We start from the raw sequence: 21,191 nt of genomic DNA on the forward strand, positions 1-21,191 counted from the left end.
CCATTCATTCCCCGGGAACAAGACGACGACGCTCATGAATGCAGTGCAACGTTAAAAGTTCCCTGCCATGTCGCCGGGAGAAACTCTTTCGACCGCTCTTTTTTTCAGGCCCCGCCTGTGGTGTAACCCGCGCAACGCGATCGACCGGGAAAGGTGGCGCATGCCCCTCTTAGACGACATGCCGGTTTTGAAACGATGGAAGCGCCGTGTCCGCAAGCTGCGCAACCGGCTTGCCCGCCGCGCCTTTGCCAGCCGCTACGGCCGGGAACTGCTGATCCAGTGCATCAGCCCGCGTGTGCTCACCATGACGGCGGATTGCGGCGACCACATCATGACGTTTTCGCCCCATGACTATATCGGCCGCAAGATCTACCGGAAGGGCCAGTTCGAGCGCGACCATGTCGTCCGCCTTCTCGCCGTCCTGCGGGACCGCGGCATCGACCTCTCGGGCGCCCTTCTCGAAGTCGGCGGCAATATCGGCACGCAGACGCTCTATTTCGCGCTGGACAGCGATGTTCCGCGCATCGTGACGGTGGAGGCCGATCCCCGCAACTATGCGCTGCTGACAGAGAACATCCGCCGGAACGGACTGGAGCACCGGATCACCGCTGTCGCCTGCGCGGCCGGGGAGACGGAGGGTACGATCGACTTCTTCCAGCATCCCGACAATCACGGCAAGAGCAGCACGACGCGCCAGAGCCCGCGCGACCGGCAGATCAGCGTTCCGGTGCGCCCCATGATGGCGATCCTCGCGGACGCCGGATTGGCGGCCGACGACGTATCGCTGATCTTCATGGATATCGAGGGCTACGAGCCGGTCGCCGCCCGCTCGATGATCCCGCTTTTGAAGCGGCGGACGCCGTTCTATCTCGAATTCTCGCCGGTCTTCTACGGCCGCGATCAGGCCCGCATCTTCGCAGAATGGCTCGGCACCTTCTATTCCCGCTGCATCGTCTTCACCGAAAACGAGATGACCGAGATGGCGCTGGCCGACATTCCCCTGACGGAAGACCAGTTCGACCTGCTCCTTCTGCCCGACGCGCGCTAGCGGCGGCGATAGAGATAGTAGCGCCGGGGATCGATCCCCTCCGGCACCGGCAGGGGCGCGAGGTCGGCATGGTCGAGCGGCAGGCCGCTGGCGACGATGCCGCCGGAGGCGAGCGCATCGGCAAGCGCCTGCGGCAGCCAGCGTTTGGTCTCCGCATCCACCTCCGGATAGGCCGTGCCGATATCAGCATGGGCGAATGCCACCTGCAGGCCGGCCACGGCCTTCAGCGTCTGCGAGATTTCACCGAGCACGAGGTCGCCCGCGTCCGGCGTCGATTTGGGATGCGACCCGACCGCCCGATCGAAGGCGATGATGCGGCGTCCGGGAAAGATCTCGCGGATATGATCGTAGGTGCGGCCGTTTCCCAGCCCGATTTCGAGCACGGCCCCCGCGCCCGGAAGCACCATGTCCTCCCGGATGTGGTTGAGGATGGCGCGCTGCGCCAGCAGGCGGGCGATGAAGCTGTCGAGACGACTCATGAAAGCGCTTCCCGTTGCGAAAGCAATCCCGGCGACGTTGCGCAGCGGTTTGCGTCCGGAATTGCGTGAAACCGAAGAGAGAGAGCGTTTTTGCGATTCTGAAAGACGCGGAAACGCTCCAGGGAGCCCCTCTATAGGGCGCCCGCCACCCGGCAGGCAACATCGCGGCCCATCCGCACGCAAAAGTCATCCGGTGCGACCCTGTCGGACGCACACGGCTGTGCTACCTTCGCTCGAATGGCACAGATGCAGAGCGATCAGTTCTTTTCCGCACTCCCCGTCTTCACGGCGTTCGAAGGCGTGGCCGATGCGGAGAACTATCGCCCGCTGCCGATCGACTGGTGGATCGCCAGTGCCGATATCGTCGATTCCACGGGCGCCATCGAGGCCGGGCGCTACAAGGCCGTCAACATGGCCGGCGCCAGCGTCATCTCGGCGGTGCTGAACGCGGTCGGCCATTTCGATCTGCCTTTCGTCTTCGGCGGCGACGGCGCGCTCGTGGCCCTGCCCCCCTCGGCGCTGGTCGCGGCCACATCCGCGCTGGCCTCCGTGCAACTCTACGCCCGCGAAGAGCTCGATCTCGACCTGCGATCTGCCCTCGTCCCGGTCTCCGACATCCGCAAGGCCGGGCTCGATGTGCGCGTGGCGCGCTTCCAGGTCAGCCCCGACGTGTCCTATGCGATGTTCGCCGGCGGCGGCGGCGCATGGGCGGAGACGGAGATGAAGGCCGGGCGCTATCTCGTCGCCCCCGCGCCCGCGGGTGCGCGCCCCGACCTTACCGGTCTTTCCTGCCGCTGGAACCCCATCGCGTCCCGCCACGGCGCCATCGTCTCGATCATCGCGGTGCCCTGCCCCGGCAAGGAGGCCGGGCCGTTCGCGACGCTGGTGTCCGATATCGTCGCGCTGGCCTCGGGCGAGGAGCGCGAGGGCCATCCGGTGCCGGCAGACGGACCGACGCTCGGCCTTTCCCGCGAAGGCCTGGAGACAGAAGTGCGCACGGTCGGAAAACCCGCCCGCCTGCGGCAGCGCGGCCGCATCCTCATGGAGGCGGCGCTCACCTATGGCTTGGGAAAGCTCGGACTGACGCTCGGCCGCTTCGACCCGAAGATCTACCGCCAGGACGTCGCCAGCAATTCGGATTTCCGAAAGTTCGACGACGGCCTGAAGATGACGATCGACATCGAGGCGGCGCGCTTTGCCAGCATCGAGGCGCGGCTGGAACGGGCGGCATCCGAAGGCGTCTGCCGTTACGGGCTTCACCGGCAGGACGAGGCGCTGATGACCTGCATCGTGCCGACCGCCCTCAGCCGCGACCATATGCACTTCATCGACGGTGCCAATGGCGGCTACGCCATGGCGGCCAGCCACCTGAAGACGCCGATGCAGGCCGCACCGGCGGCGTGACGCATCACGCCTTCACGATCAATCCGCCCGCGATGCCGCGGCGCGCAAAGACGTTGCGCGTGTCGATGACCAGCGGCGCCTGCTCGGCGATGAGTGCGTAATCGACATTGTCGTGGTCGGTGGCGACCAGCACGGCATCGAAGCCGGAAAGCGCGCTCAGCGGCACCGAGCGCCGACCCTTCAGCGACAGATATTCGCGCGTCCGCGGGATCTCGTCCACATGCGGATCGTGGAAGGAGGCGCTGCCGCCGCGCTCCTCGATCAGCTCGATCAGCTTCAGCGACGGGCTCTCGCGGATGTCCGGCACGTTCTTCTTGTAGGCGAGCCCGATGATGAGCACGCGCGAGCGGCTGAGCGCCTTGCCCAGATGCATGTCGAGCGCTTCGGCCAGCCGGCCGACGACGTGCCGCGGCATGGCCGAATTGATCTCGCCCGCAAGCTCGATGAAGCGGGTCGGCATCTCGTATTCGCGGGATTTCCAGGTGAGATAGAACGGATCGATCGGTATGCAGTGCCCGCCGAGACCCGGACCGGGATAGAACGGCATATAGCCGAACGGTTTGGTCTTCGCCGCGTCGATCACCTCCCAGATATCGATGCCCATGGCCTCGAACACGGTCTTCAGCTCGTTGACCAGCGCAATGTTGACCGCGCGGAAGATGTTCTCCGTCAGTTTCACAGCCTCGGCCGTCGCCGTCGTGGAGACGGGCACGACACGCTCCACGACGGCCGAATAGAACGCCTCCATCGCCTGCGCCGCTGCATCGCCGTCGCCGGCGACGATCTTCGGAATGCTGGTGGTCGAGAAGTCGCGGTTGCCGGGATCCTCGCGCTCGGGCGAAAAGCCGAGGAAGACCTCGGCGCCGATATCAAGCCCGGTGGCGGCAAGGATCGGCCGCACGACATCCGTCGTGGTGCCGGGATAGGTGGTGGATTCCAGCACCACGAGCTGGCCCGGCCGCAGCCGCAGGGCGATCTCCTGGCAGGTCTTTACGATATAGGTCAGGTCGGGATCGCGATGCCGCGTCAGCGGCGTCGGCACGCAGATGACGATGACGTCGCAGGCGGCAAGGCCGTCGAAATCGACGGTTGCGGAAAACCGTCCGGCATCCCGCTCGGCGGAGAGAACGTCGTCGCCGACCGCCTCGATATAGGACCGCCCCGCATCGATCGCGACGATCTTGCCGGGGTCGATATCGAAACCGGTGACGGTGAAGCCCTTGCGTGCGATGGCGATGGCGAGTGGCAGTCCGACATAGCCAAGGCCGATGACGCCGGCATGCGCCGTGCGATCGGCGATCCGCGACAGGAGAATCGCGTGGGAGGAGGTGCTCATCGGGAACCTTGCCTGTTGGGCGCGCCTCGCACGCCGGAGCCATGGCAGATGCGGACTCGACCTTCCGCTGTCAAGGCCGCTGCGCCGTGCAACGGCCATCGCCAACTTTTCGTCGCCCCCGTTCTGGTTTTGGCCATCCCTCGTGATTATATCCTGGAAACGCTCGCGTCATGCCGGGGGGTTGATATCGGCCTGCAGCGACCGTTCGCAGCAACAAGCGGGAAGATCGACATGACCCAGACGCAGCAGGTTTCCACCCATCTGCTCGATCGCGTGTCCCTGTGGCTCAAGCAGACGGCGCTGAACGGCGGCTCGCTCGAAACGCTGGTCACCGGCTTCTGCGAACGGCTGGCCGCCGCCGGCGTGCCGCTGTCGCGCGTGCATCTGAGCTTCGCCATGCTCCACCCGCTCTATGACGCGCTCGGCTTTACCTGGCAGCGCGGCAAGGGCGTCACCGTCGAGGGCTTTCGCGCCGGGCAGAGCGAGACGGATGCGGAACGCTTCCTGCGCAGTCCCTATTACTACCTCTTTTCCCACGACCTCGACCATCTGCGCCGCCGCATCACGCCGGACACGCCGATCGAGTTCCCGATCTTCGAGGAGCTGAAGCGCGACGGTGCGACGGACTATTTCGCCTTCGTGCAGTCCTTCAGCGAAAGCCATGGACAGGGCATGGTCGGCTCCTGGACCACGGACGCCCCGGAAGGGTTTTCCGACCAGCTGATCGAGGCCATGCTGCGCCTTCAGAGCAGCCTCGCCGTCGCCGCCAAGATGGCCGTGCTCGGCAAGCTCGCCGACAACATGCTCACCACCTATCTTGGCGAAAACGCCGGCAAGCGCGTGCTGTCCGGCCAGATCCGGCGCGGCGATGGCGAGACCATCCGCGCCGTGCTCGTCATGGCCGATATGCGCCAGTCGACCGTCCTGGCCGAACGCGAAGGCCGACAGGCCTATATCGACACGCTCAACCAGTTCTTCGACGCCATCGCCACGCCGTTCAACCGCGGCGGCGGCGAGATCCTGAGCTTCCTCGGCGATGGCTTCCTCGCCGTCTATCCCTGCGGCCGCCACCGCGAACCGTCGCAGGCCGCAGCACTGGCGGCCATGGATGCCGTGCGGCAGGCCACGGCCCGCATGGCCGAGATGAACCGCGAACGCCGCGAAAACGGCCTCGGCGAAATCGGCTACGGCATCGGGCTGCACATCGGCAACGTCATGTTCGGCAATGTCGGCCTGCGCGACCGGCTGACATTCTCGGCCTTCGGCACCGCCGTCAACGAGGTGTCGCGCCTGCAGGGCCTGACCAAGAAACATTCCACCCACATCGTCGCCAGCCAGGCCTTTACCGCCTATGCCGGCGGAGAATGGGAAACGCTCGGCGAGGAAAAGCTGCGCGGCGTGCGCCAGAAGCTGACGGTGCTGGTGCCGAGCGAGAAGCTGCTGAAGATCGATCAGGCCGAGGCCATCCGCCACCGGACGCAGGAAAGCAGCTCCGAGGCGGAGCAGGTCATGCTGCTCTATCGCAACCGCAACACGCCGCAGCGCGACATCTGGAACAAACTTCTGCAATAGAAATTATGATGCCGCGGGGGCATTATTTCAAAAAACCGATACATGACGACGCTAGACCCGCAGCCGACGCCGGGAAGGCGTAATCCTGCGCTTTACATTGCGGTCATGGACAGGCCGAAATGCCTGCGATAGTCTTCCCTTAAGGTACCGGCTCAAAGCCAGCCACCATCCGCACCGGATGGAGAGAATAAGTGGGGAATGGCAGGCATGACATCAGGCGGAGACCTGTTGCGGATCGAGGACCTGAGCGTTTCTTTCGCCATGTTCGGCGGCCAGATCGATGCGGTTCGAAAGGCCAGCCTGCGTGTGCTCCCGGGCAAGGTGACGGCGCTCGTGGGGGAGTCCGGTTCGGGCAAATCCGTGATCAGCCAGGCCATCATGGGCATCCTGCCCAAATCCGCGCGGATCGGCGGCAAGATCCTCTTCAAGGACGAGACGGCCCCCGGCGGCGTCATCGATCTCGCGGCGCTCGCCCCGGAAGGCGCCGACATGCGCGCCTTTCGCGGCAACCGCATCGGCATGATCTTTCAGGAGCCGATGACCTCGCTGTCGCCGCTCCACACGATCGGCGACCAGATCAGCGAGAGCCTGCGCATCCATCGCGACGTCGACAAGGCGGGCCAGCGGTCGCAGACCGAGGAGATGCTGCGGCTCGTCGGCTTTCCCGACCCCAAGCGCGCCTTCGGCATGTATCCCTTCGAGCTGTCCGGCGGCATGCGCCAGCGCGCGATGATCGCCATGGCGCTGATCTGCCGACCGTCGCTGCTGATCGCGGACGAACCGACGACGGCACTCGACGTCACGATCCAGGCGCAGATCCTGCAATTGCTGAAGGATCTACAATCGACCTTCGGCATGGCCGTGCTGCTCATCACCCACGATCTCGGCATCGTCGCCAACATGGCCGACGAGGTCGTCGTGATCTATCACGGCGAGATCATGGAGGCCGGTTCGGTCGAGGATATCTTCCGCAACCCGTCCCACCCGTATCTGAAGGGTCTGATGGCGGCCGTGCCGCATTTCGACATGAAGCCCGGCGAGCGCCTGAAGGCGCTGCGCGAGGTGCCGGTCAACGTCGAGAGCCTGATCGTGCGGCGCAAGGGCGAACGAGCGCCCGCACGCCCCCTGCCCCGTGTTGAGGACACGCTTCCCGCACCGGGCGAGGACGTGCTTCTCTCGGTCCGCCATGTCGGCAAGACCTTTTCCGGCCGCGCGTCCGGATGGTGGAAGAAGCGCGAGAAAAGCCAGCATCGCGCCGTGGACGATGTCAGCTTCGACATCCGGCGTGGCGAATGTCTGGGCCTCGTGGGCGAAAGCGGCTGCGGCAAGACGACGCTCAGCAAGATCCTGATGCGGGCGCTCTCGCCCGACACCGGCTCGATCATGCTCAACTCGGCCGATGGCCCCATCGACATCCGCGAGGCGCATGGCAAGTCGCTGGAGCGCCTGCGCACCCGCATGCAGATGATCTTCCAGGATCCGGTCTCCTCGCTCTCGCCGCGCATGACGGTGCAGAACATTCTTAGCGAACCGCTCGAAATCCACCGTCGCGGAGATCCGAAGAGCCGGCAGCAGACGGTGAAGGCCCTGCTGAAGGCCATCGGCCTCAACGAGCGGCACATGAACCGCTATCCCCACAGCTTCTCCGGCGGGCAGCGCCAGCGCATCGGCATCGCCCGCGCTCTGGCGCTCGGGCCCGAACTGCTGATCTGCGACGAGCCGGTCTCCGCCCTCGACGTGTCGGTGCAGGCGCAGATCCTCAATCTCCTGAAGGACCTGCAGACGGAGCTCGGCCTGACCTATCTCTTCATCTCGCACAATCTGGCCGTCGTCGATTACATGGCCGACCGGATCGCCGTCATGTGCGCCGGGCGGATCGTCGAGCTGGCGCCGCGCGAACAGCTGATGCGGGCGCCGGTTCACCCCTATACCAAGGCGCTGCTCGCCGCCGTGCCCTTCCCGGATCTCGACCGGCCGCTCGATTTCGTCGCGCTCAATGCCGGCGGGGCCTCCGACAAGAAGCGCTGGAACGCCGCCTTCCGGCCGGGCGACAGCGATGCCGGCCTCGCACCCGCCGATCTCGGCAATGGTCACTGGGTGCTGGCGAGCCGGAATGCCGACGTGAAGGAGCTTCAGCCGTGATCAAACGCCGCACCACACTCGGCCTCCTCGCCTCCGCCATCGCCCTTCCCCGACTGATGCTGCCCCGCGCGGCCATGGCCGCGGGGACGGAGCCCGAAATTCTGCTCGAAAAGATCGCCGCGGGCACCCTGCCGCCGATGGCCGAGCGCGTGCCGAAGAGCCCACGCGTCGTCAACCTCGCCGCCATGGGACGTGCGCCCGGCACCTATGGCGGCGCCATGCGTATCCTCATCGGCAGCCAGAAGGACATCCGTGTGATGTTCATCAACGGCTATGCCCGCCTGGTCGGCTACGACGAAAAGCTGAACTTCCAGCCGGATATTCTGGAGGCTTGCGATATCGAGGGGGAGAAGGTCTTCACCTTCCGCATCCGCGAAGGCCATCGCTGGTCGGACGGAAGCCCGCTCACCTCGGAAGACTTTCGCTACACCTGGGAAGACGTCGTCCTCAACGAGGACCTGCGCAAGGGCGGCGTGCAGCAGGAGCTTCTGGCGGACGGCAAGCCGCCGCGGTTCGAGGTTCTCGATGAGCGCACCGTGCGCTACAGCTGGGATGCACCCAACCCGGATTTCCTGCCGAATCTCGCGGCAGCGCTGCCGCTGATCCTGCTTCTGCCGGCTGCCTACATGAAGCAGTTCCACAAGACATACCAGACCGAGGAACAGCTCAAGACCTTCATGAAGAAGTACCGGGTCAAGAAATGGGCGGACCTGCACATCAAGATGTCGCGCCAGAACCGGCCCGACAATCCGGACCTGCCGACGCTCGACCCGTGGCGCAACACGACCGCTTCGCCGGCCGAGCAGTTCATCTTCGACCGCAACCCCTTCTTCCACCGCGTCGACGAGAACGGGATGCAGCTTCCCTATATCGACCGCATCGTGCTCAACGTCTCCTCGCCGGGCATCATCGCGGCGAAGACCGGCGGTGGCGAAGCCGACCTGCAGGCGCAGAACATCGACTTCACGGATTACGCCTTCATCAAGGATTCCGAAAAGCGGTATCCGGTGAAGGTGAAGCTGTGGAAGCGGACGCAAGGCTCGCGCGTCGCCCTTTTGCCGAACCTGAACTATGGCGACCCCGTCTGGCAGGGCCTGTTGCGCGACGTGCGCGTCCGCCGCGCCCTTTCGCTCGCCATCGACCGGCGCGAGATCAACATGGTCGCCTTCTACGGTCTCGGCAAGGAAAGCGCCGATACCGTGCTGCCGGAAAGCCCGCTCTACAAGCCGGAATATGCCGCCGCCTGGTCACAGCACGACACCGAGCAGGCCAACCGCCTGCTCGACGAGGCCGGCCTCACCAAACGCGACGACGACGGCATGCGCCTTCTACCGGATGGCCGCCTCGCGCAGATCGTCGTGGAAACCGCGGGCGAAAGCACGCTGGAAACCGACGTGCTCGAACTCGTGACCGATCACTGGGCGAAGATCGGCATCCCCCTCTTCATCAAGACCTCCCAGCGCGAGGTCTTCCGCAACCGCACCATGGGCGGCGAGATCATGATGTCCATGTGGTTCGGACTCCCCAATGGTGTTCCCACGGCCGACATGAGCCCGAGCCCACTGGCCCCGAGCACCGACGACCAACTGCAATGGCCGGTCTGGGGCATGCATTACCTCTCGCTCGGCCAGTTCGGCCATGCGCCGGAACTGCCCGAAGCCCAGAAGCTGGTGGACCTGCTGAAGGAATGGCGCCGCACGGCCGATACGGCTGGCCGCGCGCGGATCTGGCACGAGATGCTGTCGATCTACACCGATCAGGTCTATTCCATCGGCATGGTCAACGCCACGCTCCAGCCGATCCTTCATACGTCGCGCATGCAGAACGTCCCGGAACACGGCCTTTACGGCTTCGATCCGACCTGCTTCTTCGGGGTCTACATGCCGGATACGTTCTGGCTCGGCGACAAGGTGAGCTGATCGATGCTGCGATACATTCTCTGGCGCATCAGTGCCATGATCCCGACGCTCGTCATCATCTCGGCCCTCGTCTTCACCATCATCGAGCTTCCCCCGGGCGATTATTTCGAGAGCTACATCTCGGAAATGCGCGCCCAGGGCGAAGGCGTCGATATGGCCGAGATCGAGGCGCTGCGGGCCGAATACGGCTTCGACCGCCCGCCGGTCATGCGCTACTTCCACTGGGTCGCCGGCATGCTGCAGGGCGATTTCGGCTACTCGTTCGAATACCAGCTGCCGGTCTCCGACGTCGTCGGCGACAGGCTGTGGCTGACGGTGCTCGTCTCCTTCGTCACCATCCTTTTCACCTGGCTGATCGCCTTCCCGATCGGCATCTATTCCGCCACGCACCAGTACAGCTGGGGGGATTACGGCCTGACCTTCCTCGGCCTGCTCGGCCTTGCGATCCCGAACTTCATGTTCGCGCTGATCCTGATGTATTTCGCCAATATGTGGTTCGGCACGTCCATCGGGCACCTCATGGACCAGAAATATCTGTCGCAGCCGATGAGCTGGGACAAGTTCCTGTCGATCCTCGAGCATCTGTGGATCCCCGTCATCATCATCGGCACGGCGGGCACGGCCGGCATGATCCGCCGCCTGCGCGCCAACCTGCTCGACGAGCTGCAGAAGCAATATGTGGTAACCGCGAAGGCGAAGGGACTTCATCCCTTCCGCGCGCTGGTGAAGTACCCGCTCCGCATGGCGCTCAACTTCTTCATCGCCGACATCGGCTCGATCCTGCCGGCCATCATCTCCGGTGCCGAAATCACGGCCATCGTGCTGTCGCTGGAAACCACCGGGCCGATGCTGATCAAGGCGCTGCAAAGCCAGGATATGTACCTTGCCGGCTCCTTCCTGATGTTCCTTGCCTTCCTCACCGTTATCGGCGTGCTCGTCTCCGACATCGCGCTGGCGCTGCTCGATCCGCGCATCCGGCTCCAGGGGGGCAGCACGAAGTGACCGCACCGCATCCGCCGTCCACGACCACCTCCAGCGGGCCTCCCGCCTGCCTGCCCGCACCCGGCCAGCCGCTGACGCACTTCGTTTCCGCCGCCCCCTTCGATCCGATGGCCGTGGAAACGATGAGCGAGGAGCAGAAGCACGCCTACGAGGCCTCCCAGCTTCAGCTGATGTGGTGGAAGTTCAAGCGTCACCGGGTCGCCGTCGCCTCACTCGTCTTCCTCGTGGTGCTCTATGCGATGGTCACGGTCGTCGAGTTCCTGGCGCCCTACAACCTGCACACCCGCAACGTCGATTTCATCCATGCGCCACCGCAGCAGGTGCACCTGTTCGACGACGGCCAGTTTGTCGGCCCCTTCGTCTACGGCCGCACGATGAACCTCGACATGGACACGCTGCGCCGCGTCTATACGGAAGATCCCGAGCGGATCGAGAAGCTGCGCTTCTTCTGCAGCGGCGACGCCTACAATTTCTGGGGCCTCGTTCCCGCCTCGCTCCACCTCGTCTGCCCGGCCGAGGGCGGTCAGTTCTTCATGCTCGGCAGCGATCGGCTCGGCCGCGACGTGCTGTCGCGCATTCTCTACGGCGCCCGCATCTCGCTCACCATCGGCCTCCTCGGCGTGACGATGAGCTTCATCCTCGGCATCGTCATCGGTGGCCTTGCCGGCTACAAGGGCGGCGTCTTCGACCTCATCGTCCAGCGCGTCATCGAGGTGCTGCAATCGATCCCGAGCATTCCGCTCTGGATGGCGCTGGCGGCCATCATGCCGGTGACGTGGAGCCCCCTCGTCATCTATCTCGGCATCACCGCCATCCTCGGACTGCTCGACTGGACGGGCCTTGCCCGCGCGGTGCGCTCCAAGCTTCTGGCCCTGCGCGAGGAGGACTACGTGCTCGCGGCGCAGCTGATGGGGGCAAAGACCAGCCGCATCATCGGCCGCCACCTCGTGCCCGGCTTCATGTCGCACCTGATCGCCAGCGCGACCATGTCGATCCCGGCGATGATTCTCGGCGAAACCGCCTTGAGTTTCCTCGGTCTCGGCCTCCGTCCCCCCATCACCAGCTGGGGCATTCTCCTGACGGAAGCGCGCAGCGTCAGTACCATCGCCTTTTATCCATGGTTGCTCTACCCAACCATCCCGGTCATTCTCGTCATCCTGGCCTTTAACTTTCTGGGCGACGGCCTTAGAGATGCGGCTGATCCGTACAAGTGAGTTTTTCATGGTGATGAAGCCTGCCCTGCGCGTGGAGCCGTGCCGATGACGCGTCGCATCGAGAATGCCCGCATCCTCATGTACAGCCACGATACGTTCGGTCTCGGCCATTTGCGGCGATGCCGGGCCATCGCGCATGCGCTGGTCGAGGACTATCGCGGCCTGCAGGTCCTGATCATTTCCGGCGCGACCATCGCCGGGGCCTATGATTACCGGGCCCGCGTCGATTTCGTGAAGATCCCGAGCGTGATCAAGCTGCGCAACGGCGAATACACCTCGATGGATCGCCATATCGATCTGAACGAGACGCTGAAGATGCGCCGCTCGATCATCCGGCACACGGCCGAGACCTTCAAGCCGGACATCTTCATCGTCGACAAGGAGCCGATGGGGCTGCGCGGCGAGGTCGAGGATACGCTGGCCTACCTCAAGCATCAGGGCACGACGCTGGTGCTCGGCCTGCGCGAGGTCATGGATGCGCCGCACCTGCTCGACGCCGAGTGGAAGCGCAACGACGTGATGCGCAAGATCGGCCAGTTCTACGACACGGTCTGGGTCTACGGCCCGCCCGATTTCTACGATCCGCTCGTCGGTCTGGACGTGCCGCCGCAGGTCCGCGCCCGCATGGATTTCGTCGGCTTCCTCCAGCGCAGCGTCTCGCTCGACGTCAGCTCCGAGCACAAGCCGAAGGGCGACTACATCCTGATCACCACCGGCGGCGGCGGCGACGGCTCCGACCTCGTCCACGACGTGGTGGACGCCTACCGCGCCGACCCGACCCTGACGCACCCATCCTTCGTCGTGCTTGGCCCCTACATGCCGGCCAAGCAGCGTCACAAACTGCTGTCGAAATGCGCGCTGACGCCACATCTGCAGGTGATCGAGTTCGACAACCGCATGGAGGAGCTGATCGCCAATGCCAGCGGCGTCGTCGCCATGGGCGGCTACAACACCTATTGCGAGATCCTCTCCTTCGACAAACCGGCCCTGATCGTCCCGCGCGTCGTCCCGCGCGAGGAGCAGCTGATCCGCGCCCGCCGCGCGAGCGAACTCGGGCTCGTCGACATGCTGCTGCCGCAGGAGGCCGCCGATCCCAAGCGGCTGGCCGCAGCCCTTCATGCCCTGCCGCACCGCGCGCCGCCCTCCCACCATGCCAGCAACATGCATCTCGATGGCCTGAGTAATATTTCCCGGATCGTCGGCAACATGCTAGACGGGCGCGATCGCGACCATTTGAGCGTCGTCAAGGCCTGAAACGTCATGCAAAGCCGCAAGATCGTCGTCATCCTGAAGGGCTATCCGCGCCTGTCGGAAACCTTCATCGCGCAGGAACTGTTGGGGCTGGAGCAATCGGGGCTGGAGCTGTCCCTGATCTCGATGCGCCACCCGACCGACAGGAAGCGCCATCCCGTTCACGACGAGATCCGCGCGCCGGTTCTCTATCTCCCGGAATATCTGCATCAGGAGCCGCTCCGCGTGCTGCGGGGTCTGTGGGCGGCGGTCCGGCGTCCCGGTTTCCGCACGGCCTTTGCCGCCTTCCGCCGCGATCTCGCCCGCGACATCTCGCGCAACCGGGTCCGCCGCTTCGGGCAGGCCGCCGTTCTCGCCGCGGAATGGCCTGAGGGCGGCAACTGGCTGCACGCCCACTTCATCCACACCCCCGCCTCCGTCGCCGCCTATACCAGCCTCCTCACCGGCATTCCCTGGACATGCTCGGCCCATGCCAAGGACATCTGGACCTCGCCCGACTGGGAGCTGGCCGACAAGCTCGCGACCAATCGCTGGACGGTCACCTGCACCGAAAGCGGTTTCCACCACCTGCGCACGCTGGCCGCCGACCGCACGACCGTGCATCTGAGCTATCACGGGCTCGATCTCGCCCGCTTCGCGCCCTTCACGCAGCCGCGCCGCCCGCACGACGGCAGCGACCTGGCCGATCCGGTCGTCATCCTCAGCGTCGGCCGTGCCGTGGAGAAGAAGGGGTACGACCTGCTCCTCAAGGCCTTAGCAAGCCTGCCGGCCGATCTCGCCTGGCGCTTCGTCCATATCGGCGGCGGCACGCTGGCCAAATCCCTGAAGGACATGGCGACCGACCTCGGCATCGCCGATCGCATCGACTGGCTGGGCGCGATGGCGCAGGAAGACGTGCTGGCGCGCTACCGGGCCTCCGACATCTTCGCCCTCGCGTGCCGCATCGGCGCGGATGGCGACCGCGACGGCCTGCCGAACGTGATCGTGGAGGCCTCCAGCCAGCGCCTCGTCTGCCTGTCCACGACGATCTCCGGCGTGCCCGAGCTTCTGTCCGACGGCGAAAACGGCCTGCTCGTGCCGCCCGAAGACCCCGAGGCTATCGCCAACGCCCTGGAGCGCGCCATCCGCGATCCCGAGCTGCGCAAGCGGCTGGGGGACGCCGCCGAACGGCGCGTCCGCCAGGATTTCGACTATCACACCAGCATTACCCAGCTTCGCAATCTCTTTGAAACCGAATGGCGGACAGCCGAATGACCGATCCGGACACGAAACGCGTTCTCTTCTACGTCCAGCACCTGCTCGGCATCGGCCACCTGACGCGCGCGAGCCGCATCGCCAATGCGCTGGCCGTGCGCGGTTTCGACGTGACGGTCGTCACCGGCGGCAAGCCGGTTGCGGGCTTTCCCGGCCCGGCCGTCCGCCACATCGCCCTGCCGCCCGTCGTTTCCAGCGACGAAGGGTTTTCGGCCCTGCAGGACATGGACGGCAACCCGGTCGATGACGCCTTCCGCGACATGCGCCGCGACCGTCTGCTCGCCATCCTCCACGAGATCAGGCCGCATGCCATCCTCACCGAGGCCTTCCCGTTCGGCCGGCGCCAGATGCGCTTCGAGCTTCTGCCCTTCCTCGACGCCGCCCGCGCCATGCCCGAGCCGCCCAGGATCTTCGCCTCCGTGCGCGATATCCTGCAGAAGCGCCCGAAGCCGGAGCGTGACCGCGAGACGGTGGACTATATCGACCGCTACTTCGACCGCATCCTCATCCATGGCGACCCGACCTTCGCAAGACTGGAGGAGACCTTTCCGCATGCCGACGAGATCGCCGACAAGGTCGTCTATACCGGCCTCGTCGCCCCGCCCCGGCCCGACGCCCCGGCAGACCGTTTCGAGGTGATCGTCTCGGCCGGCGGCGGCGCGGTCGGCCGGCACGTGCTGCATGCGGTCGTCGGCGCCACCGCCATCCTCCGGCCGGAGAAGCCCTGGGCGCTGATCACGGGGCCGAACCTCGCGCAGGCCGACCATGATGCGATCGCCGCCGGCGTCGTCGGCAATGTCGCGGTCTTCCGCTTTCGCCCGGATTTCGCAAGCCTGCTTTCGGGCGCGCAGCTTTCCGTATCCCAGGCCGGCTACAACACCGTCTGCGACATTCTGCGGGCCCGCTGCCGGGCGATCGTCGTGCCGTTCACCACAGGCGGCGAGACGGAACAGGCGGCGCGCGCCGAACGGCTGGAGCGTCTCGGCCTCGTCACCGCGCTCGGCGATGCCGAGCTGTCCGCCGAGCGGATCGCCGCCGCCATCCGCGCCGGTCTCGAGGCCCCGGCCTTCCCGGCAGGCGATCTGTCGATCGATCTGGAAGGCGCCGACCGGACGGCCGATATCCTGCGCGACATGCTGTAGCGCCCGCCACGGCGGTATCGCTTCTCATGCAGTGTAAGACAACGCTTTTGCGGGTGGTTTTCCCACCATCACTGCTATAGATTCCAACGGAACGGAGGAGACAGACGAGCACCTGGTCCGCCGCGTCGTCTCCGCTTCGTCTCGATGGCAGCCTTTCATGGATATCCGCCTTACCCGTTACATCTGGACCCACACGCGCAAGCAGCAAATGTGGATCCTCATGATCGTCGCCATCTCGATGATCCCCTACTTCCTGTCGTTCGACCTGCCCAAGCAGATCGTCAACGGCCCCATCCAGGGAAAGGGTTTCGAGCAGCCGGGCGCGACCGAGCGGTTCTTCGACATCTCCTTCTCCCTGCCCTGGATCGGCAACGTCACGCTGTTCAACGGCATCGACCTGACGCGCATGGAAACGCTCTACGCCCTCAGCGTCGTCTTCCTTCTGCTCGTCATCATCAACGGCCTCTTCAAGCTCTACATCAACACCTATAAGGGCCGGCTCGGCGAGCGCCTGCTGCGCCGCATCCGTTTCGAGCTCGTCGATCGCATCCTCCGCTTCCCGCCGACCCAGTTCAAGCGCATGAAGGGGGCGGAAGTCTCCTCCATGGTGAAGGACGAGGTGGAGCCGCTCGGCGGCTTCACGGGCGACGCCTTTGTCTCGCCGGCCCTGCTCGGGGGGCAGGCCCTGACGGCGCTCGCCTTCATCTTCATGCAGAACATGTGGCTCGGCTTCATCGCCGCCTTCATGGTCGGCATCCAGGCGACCATCATCCCGCGCATGCGCCGCCGCCTGCTGGTGCTCGGCCGCGAGCGACAGATCACCGCACGCGAGCTTGCCGGCCGCGTCAGCGAGATCGTGGACGGCATCAGCACCATCCATGCCTACGACACCTCGAACTACGAGCGCGCCGATGTGGCCGCACGGCTGGGGCGGATCTACAAGATCCGCTACGATCTCTACCAGTGGAAGTTCATGGTGAAGTTCATCAACAACTTCCTCGCACAGCTGACGCCCTTCCTGTTCTACTGCATCGGCGGTTATCTCGCGCTGCGCGGACAGCTCGACATCGGCCAGCTCGTCGCCGTCATCAGCGCCTACAAGGACCTGCCCGGCCCGCTGAAGGAGCTGATCGACTGGGACCAGCTGCGCCAGGACGTGCAGGTGAAATATGTCCAGGTGGTCGAGCAGTTCACGGTCGAGCCGCTGATCGACCCGAAGATCCAGGCCATTTCGACCGGTGCGCTTGCCGCCGGCGCCGTGGCCGCCGGTGCGGGCCTTGCCGGTCGTGCGGCAGCCGACAGCGGGGACGGCGACGATCCGTGCGGCGCCCTTGCAGCCTCCGGCCTGACCCTTGCCGACGACAGCGGCGCCCGCCTGCTGGAGCATGTCTCGGTCGAGATCACGCCCGGGGAAAAGGTGGCGATCATCGGCGGTGCGGCGAGCGGCGGCGACGTGCTGGCGGAAGCCTTCGGCCGCCTGATCTGGCCGGAAGGCGGCAAGGTGACGCTCGGCGGCGAAGACCTGCTGCACATGCCGGAATCCGTCGTCGGCCGGGCCATCACCTATGCCTCGTCGGACACCTACTTCTTCTACGGTTCGCTGCGCGACAACCTGCTCTACGGCCTGAAGCACGCACCCCTGGCGGCCGCCACCTACGAGGGCAGCCTTGCCACCCATCGCAAATGGGAGGTGACGGAAGCCAAGCTTGCCGGCAATCCCGACTACGACGTCAACGGCGACTGGATCGACTATACCGCGGCCGGCGCGACGCAGGCCGAGGATCTCTTCCCCTCGATCCTCGCCGTGCTCGACACGGTGCAGCTGTCGAAGGACATTCTGGACCTGGCCCTGCGCACCAATATCGACCCGGCAGACCGGCCGGACTTTGCCGCCAGCATCGTCGATATGCGCCAGGCGCTGCGCGAGGAGCTGGAGGAAGCCGGCCTCAATGGGCTGATCGCCTATTTCGAGCCCGGCGAATACAATATGGAAGCCACCGTCGGCGAGAACCTGCTGTTCGGCACGGCGACCGCCCCGAGCGTGGCCGGCCGCGCCATCGCCAAGAACCCGTATTTCCGCAAGGTCGTCTCGGAAACCGGCATCGACCGGGTGCTCTTCGACATGGGCTACCAGATCGCCGAGAACGCGGTCGAGCTTTTCGCCGACCTGCCGCCGGACCACCCGTTCTTCCAGCAGCTGACCTTCATGACGGCCGACGACATCCCGGCCTACCAGCTGCTGCTGCAGAAATATGCCGGCAAGGGGCTGGAGACCGCGACGGAGGACGATCGCTACCAGATCATCCGCCTGAGCTTCAACTATGTCGAGCCCCGCCACCGCTTCGGTCTGCTGACCGAAGAGCTGATGGCGCAGATCGTCGAGGTCCGCCGTCAGTTCCACGAGAACATGCCGGAAGAGCTGACCCACGACATCGAGCGCTACGACCCGGAAAAATATCTCGCCTCCGCGAGCCTCATGGACAATGTGCTGTTCGGCCGCATCAGCCACAAGCACACCGACGGCTCCAAGCGCATCCGCGCCATCGTGTCGTCGCTCCTGAATTCCCAAGGCCTGATCGAGCAGGTGCTGGATATCGGCCTCGACTTCAATCTCGGCGCCGGCGGCAAGCGCCTGACCGCCGTGCAGCGGCAGAAACTCAACCTTGCCCGCGCCATCATCCGCCGCTCGGACTACTATGTCTTCAACCGCCCGCTCCCGAGCCTCGATCACCGGCTGCAGGACGAGATCGTCCGCGACGTCATGAAGCTCTTGACCCGCAACGGCGCCAATCCGGCCGTGATCTGGGTGCTGTCGAACAACGGGCTGACGAAACTCTTCGAACGCGTGCTGGTGTTTGATCGCGGCGCGCTTGTCGAGGATGACACGCACGCCAATCTGGTAAACAATGACGGTGTCTTCAAACAGTTGGTAACCTCGTGATAGTCGCAGGCACCATACACTGGCACGCACCGATGCATCGCCCGGACGGACACGGGCAGGCAGCGCCGAACATGGGGAGTTGACGAGCTGATGTTGCTGAAGGACGAAGTGCAAATGCTGCGGCGCGTGCCGCTCTTCTCCGGTGTGGAAGCGGGCAAGCTGAAACTGCTGGCCTTCACCTCGGACCGGGTGAGCTACGGCATCGGCGAAACGCTCTTCCACCAGGGCGATGCCGGCGATGCGGCCTATGTCGTACTGGACGGCAAGGCGGAGATCCTGGTCGAATCCTCGACCGGCCCGATCCGCGTGGCCGAAGTCGAGCGCAACTCGATCGTCGGCGAGATCGCCATCCTCTGCGACGTCTCGCGAACGGCGACCGTGAAGACGACGACCGCGGTCGAGGCCTTGCGCATCCGCAAGGACCACTTCATCAAGCTCCTCACCGACTTTCCCGAAATCACCATCGAGATCATGCGCGTCCTGGCCGACCGCCTGAGCCACACGACCAGCGAGCTGACGGAAGCCCGCAGCCGCGTGCGCGAACTCGAATAGGGCACGTGGCGCAAACGGGGTGCAGCGGCTCTGCGATGACGACATGCGCGAAACAGGGGCCGAAAGCGCAAGGCGCGACTCGGAAAGATCGCGACGCGCCTTCGGCTATCGCACCGTGAACTCGCCGGTCTGAAGGTCGATCCGGAAGTCCTTCGAGGGTAACCCGCTGCGGTAGGCCTCGAAAAGCACCAGCATCGCCGCGATCCCGCCTTGCGCCGAGCCATCCGGCCAGGCTTGCGCCTGATAGAGCGCTGAAAGCCTGTCGTAGAAGCGCAGACGCGGCGGTGAGACCGAGGCCAGTCCGGCATCGCTTGCCATGCGCAGACGATACCAGTCGCCGAGGAAGGCGATGGCCGGCAGCGCAGCCGGTTCGCCCTCCTGTGACGCCTGCGTCCGATCATGGGCGGCCGGGAGCAGGGCAACAGCGTCCTCCATCGAAACTGCGGGGCGCACCGCCAGCCCGGCGAGGTCGCCGAGCGTGGCCGCGCGCAGCAGCGCGGCGAGCATTGCCGGCCACTCCCGCTTCAGGTGCCGCCGCCAGGCGAGATGGCCGATATGGGCCGAGAGGAAGTCGCCATAGCGCACCGCCTCGGCCATTCCGCCGGTCTTGACCCCGGTATGCTGCGCTTCGGCGGCATAGAGCGCCCCGATTGCGGCATCCATCGGCATCTCCCCGAGCGACACCGTCTCGATCTCGGCACCACCCTCACCCAGCCTCAGGATCTTGTAGGCGGGCGGAAAACCGACGAGCGAGGGAACGGCGACGTTGACGAGAAACCCGCTTCCGCGCCGCATCCGCGCCGTGTCGTTGACGTGAAGATGCCCGCTGAAATGCAGCGCGATCCCGGCCGCGATGAACGCCTCTCCGACCGCCTCCGCAGGAATGCGGCCCGATGTCGCCGTTGGGCCGAGGAGCGCGACCTCCGCCGCCCGGGTCCCATCCAGCGGATCGAGCGCGGGATAGTGCGAGAAGGCAACGAGACGCTTGCCGAGACGCGCCGCCCGCGCACCGACATCGGCCATCCAGTCGATCACATGGCGCTTGTGCACCAGCATCGCATTCCAGCCGGCGGAGGTGCTGTCGACCCAGTCGTCCGAGCCATCGATCGGCACGAAGACGTTGGCGTCGATCATCAAGAGCCACAGCCCGTCGACCGGCTCCACCAGATAGGAGGCCTCCATCAGCGGCCGTCGCGTGGCGCCGCTGGAGGAGACCGCGGTGAACATCCGGCCTTCCGCATTGCCATCGACGCCGAACGGCGTCTCCCAGTGCCGGTAGGACGGCTGGGGGAAATAGCCGTGCGCGGCAACCGGCGTCAGCCCGTCGGGATAGCCGGGGCAGAACATTGCGGGCGACACCGTGACCGCGCGATCGTGCGGGATCCCCGGCGGCAGCGCGTCGCGCGAGACCGTCACCGGGTGGCTCGTCACCACCGCGCTCGATCCGTTCGCGTTCAGAAACCGCTTGGTGCGATGCCGGCCGGCATCGGCGAAGATATCGTGATTTCCGGGCAGGGCGAAGAACACCAGGCCGTGCCGCTCGCCATAGTCCTTCAGGATCGCCGCAACCGACGCCGTGGTCGCCACCTGCCCGTCATCGGTATAGTCCCCGAGGAGAACGACATGCCGGATGCCGCGGGACGCGACATCGTCGAGCGCGGTGCGGAAGGCGGCAAGGCTCTCGTTGAACACCCGCGTGGACCGCGCAGCCTCCGTCAGCGGCCGGACGGACAGGCCTCCCGTCCGGGCCGCACCGGGAAAGCCGAAGTCGGCGGCGGGGTCGTGGACATGAGCGTCGGCGATCACGGCGATCGGCGGAAATTCCTGGAAAGGCATGGCGACGGCAACGGTTTCGAAAGCGGGATCGGATAGCGTTCCGCTGTCTCTGCCACGAGAAACGAGAAAAAGCGAATGCCCGTCTCGCTTCATGTGGAC

The 21,191-nt window shown here is 65.4% G+C and carries 15 protein-coding genes; 12 read left to right on the forward strand and 3 right to left on the reverse strand.

The genetic code is table 11. The features are described from left to right. Window positions 1-160 precede the first annotated feature (160 nt). On the forward strand, window positions 161-1,048 hold the full coding sequence (locus tag LRX75_RS09225; RefSeq protein WP_231813669.1) for an FkbM family methyltransferase: 888 nt from the start codon (window positions 161-163) through the stop codon (window positions 1,046-1,048). Here LRX75_RS09225 and LRX75_RS09230 read toward each other — a convergent pair. After that, on the reverse strand, window positions 1,045-1,527 hold the full coding sequence (locus LRX75_RS09230; RefSeq protein WP_231813670.1) for a class I SAM-dependent methyltransferase: 483 nt from the start codon (window positions 1,525-1,527) through the stop codon (window positions 1,045-1,047). The two genes, LRX75_RS09225 and LRX75_RS09230, sit on opposite strands and share 4 nt — an antisense overlap. 246 nt (window positions 1,528-1,773) lie before the next feature. Between LRX75_RS09230 and LRX75_RS09235 the strand changes: the two genes are divergently transcribed. Next, window positions 1,774-2,931, forward strand: coding sequence for a DUF3095 domain-containing protein (locus LRX75_RS09235; RefSeq protein ID WP_420851176.1), 1,158 nt, complete (start codon window positions 1,774-1,776; stop codon window positions 2,929-2,931). Window positions 2,932-2,935: 4 nt separating this feature from the next. Here the strand turns inward: LRX75_RS09235 and LRX75_RS09240 are convergent, their stop codons facing one another. After that, complete coding sequence (locus LRX75_RS09240; protein WP_231813673.1) at window positions 2,936-4,267, reverse strand: nucleotide sugar dehydrogenase; 1,332 nt, start codon at window positions 4,265-4,267, stop codon at window positions 2,936-2,938. A 231-nt stretch (window positions 4,268-4,498) separates the two neighbouring features. Between LRX75_RS09240 and LRX75_RS09245 the strand changes: the two genes are divergently transcribed. The 10 genes from LRX75_RS09245 to LRX75_RS09290 all read left to right on the forward strand — a co-directional run bounded on the left by LRX75_RS09245 (window position 4,499) and on the right by LRX75_RS09290 (window position 19,256). Continuing rightward, window positions 4,499-5,839, forward strand: a complete 1,341-nt coding sequence (locus LRX75_RS09245) for an adenylate/guanylate cyclase domain-containing protein (RefSeq protein ID WP_231813675.1) — start codon at window positions 4,499-4,501, stop codon at window positions 5,837-5,839. A gap of 207 nt (window positions 5,840-6,046) precedes the next feature. Then, the gene (locus LRX75_RS09250) at window positions 6,047-7,981 is read left to right on the forward strand and encodes an ABC transporter ATP-binding protein (RefSeq protein WP_231813677.1); all 1,935 of its coding nucleotides are present in this window, start codon (window positions 6,047-6,049) and stop codon (window positions 7,979-7,981) included. Next, window positions 7,978-9,900: an ABC transporter substrate-binding protein gene (locus LRX75_RS09255; RefSeq protein WP_231813679.1), complete on the forward strand. Its 1,923-nt coding sequence runs from the start codon at window positions 7,978-7,980 to the stop codon at window positions 9,898-9,900. Before LRX75_RS09250 ends, LRX75_RS09255 begins: the two co-directional genes overlap by 4 nt. A gap of 3 nt (window positions 9,901-9,903) precedes the next feature. Further along, complete coding sequence (locus LRX75_RS09260; RefSeq protein WP_231813680.1) at window positions 9,904-10,902, forward strand: ABC transporter permease; 999 nt, start codon at window positions 9,904-9,906, stop codon at window positions 10,900-10,902. A gap of 50 nt (window positions 10,903-10,952) precedes the next feature. After that, window positions 10,953-12,116 carry an ABC transporter permease gene (locus LRX75_RS09265; RefSeq protein WP_269456149.1) on the forward strand — a complete coding sequence of 388 codons (1,164 nt, stop codon included), beginning with the start codon at window positions 10,953-10,955 and terminating at the stop codon, window positions 12,114-12,116. A gap of 45 nt (window positions 12,117-12,161) precedes the next feature. Beyond that, entirely contained in the window at window positions 12,162-13,370 is a 1,209-nt protein-coding gene (locus LRX75_RS09270; RefSeq protein WP_231813682.1) for a glycosyltransferase family protein, read from the forward strand. A gap of 6 nt (window positions 13,371-13,376) precedes the next feature. Continuing rightward, the gene (locus tag LRX75_RS09275; RefSeq protein WP_231813683.1) at window positions 13,377-14,621 is read left to right on the forward strand and encodes a glycosyltransferase family 4 protein; all 1,245 of its coding nucleotides are present in this window, start codon (window positions 13,377-13,379) and stop codon (window positions 14,619-14,621) included. Continuing rightward, entirely contained in the window at window positions 14,618-15,763 is a 1,146-nt protein-coding gene (locus LRX75_RS09280) for a glycosyltransferase family protein (protein WP_231813685.1), read from the forward strand. Before LRX75_RS09275 ends, LRX75_RS09280 begins: the two co-directional genes overlap by 4 nt. 157 nt (window positions 15,764-15,920) lie before the next feature. Then, entirely contained in the window at window positions 15,921-18,704 is a 2,784-nt protein-coding gene (locus tag LRX75_RS09285; RefSeq protein WP_231813687.1) for an ABC transporter transmembrane domain-containing protein, read from the forward strand. Between the two features lie 90 nt (window positions 18,705-18,794). Then, window positions 18,795-19,256 carry a cyclic nucleotide-binding domain-containing protein gene (locus tag LRX75_RS09290; protein WP_092935006.1) on the forward strand — a complete coding sequence of 154 codons (462 nt, stop codon included), beginning with the start codon at window positions 18,795-18,797 and terminating at the stop codon, window positions 19,254-19,256. 105 nt (window positions 19,257-19,361) lie between these two features. Here LRX75_RS09290 and LRX75_RS09295 read toward each other — a convergent pair whose 3' ends face one another. Continuing rightward, on the reverse strand, window positions 19,362-21,092 hold the full coding sequence (locus LRX75_RS09295) for a metallophosphoesterase family protein (protein WP_231813689.1): 1,731 nt from the start codon (window positions 21,090-21,092) through the stop codon (window positions 19,362-19,364). Between the last annotated feature and the right edge of the window lie 99 nt (window positions 21,093-21,191).

Source organism: Rhizobium quercicola (assembly GCF_021168455.1).
In the GTDB taxonomy this organism is placed as follows: domain Bacteria; phylum Pseudomonadota; class Alphaproteobacteria; order Rhizobiales; family Rhizobiaceae; genus Ferranicluibacter; species Ferranicluibacter quercicola.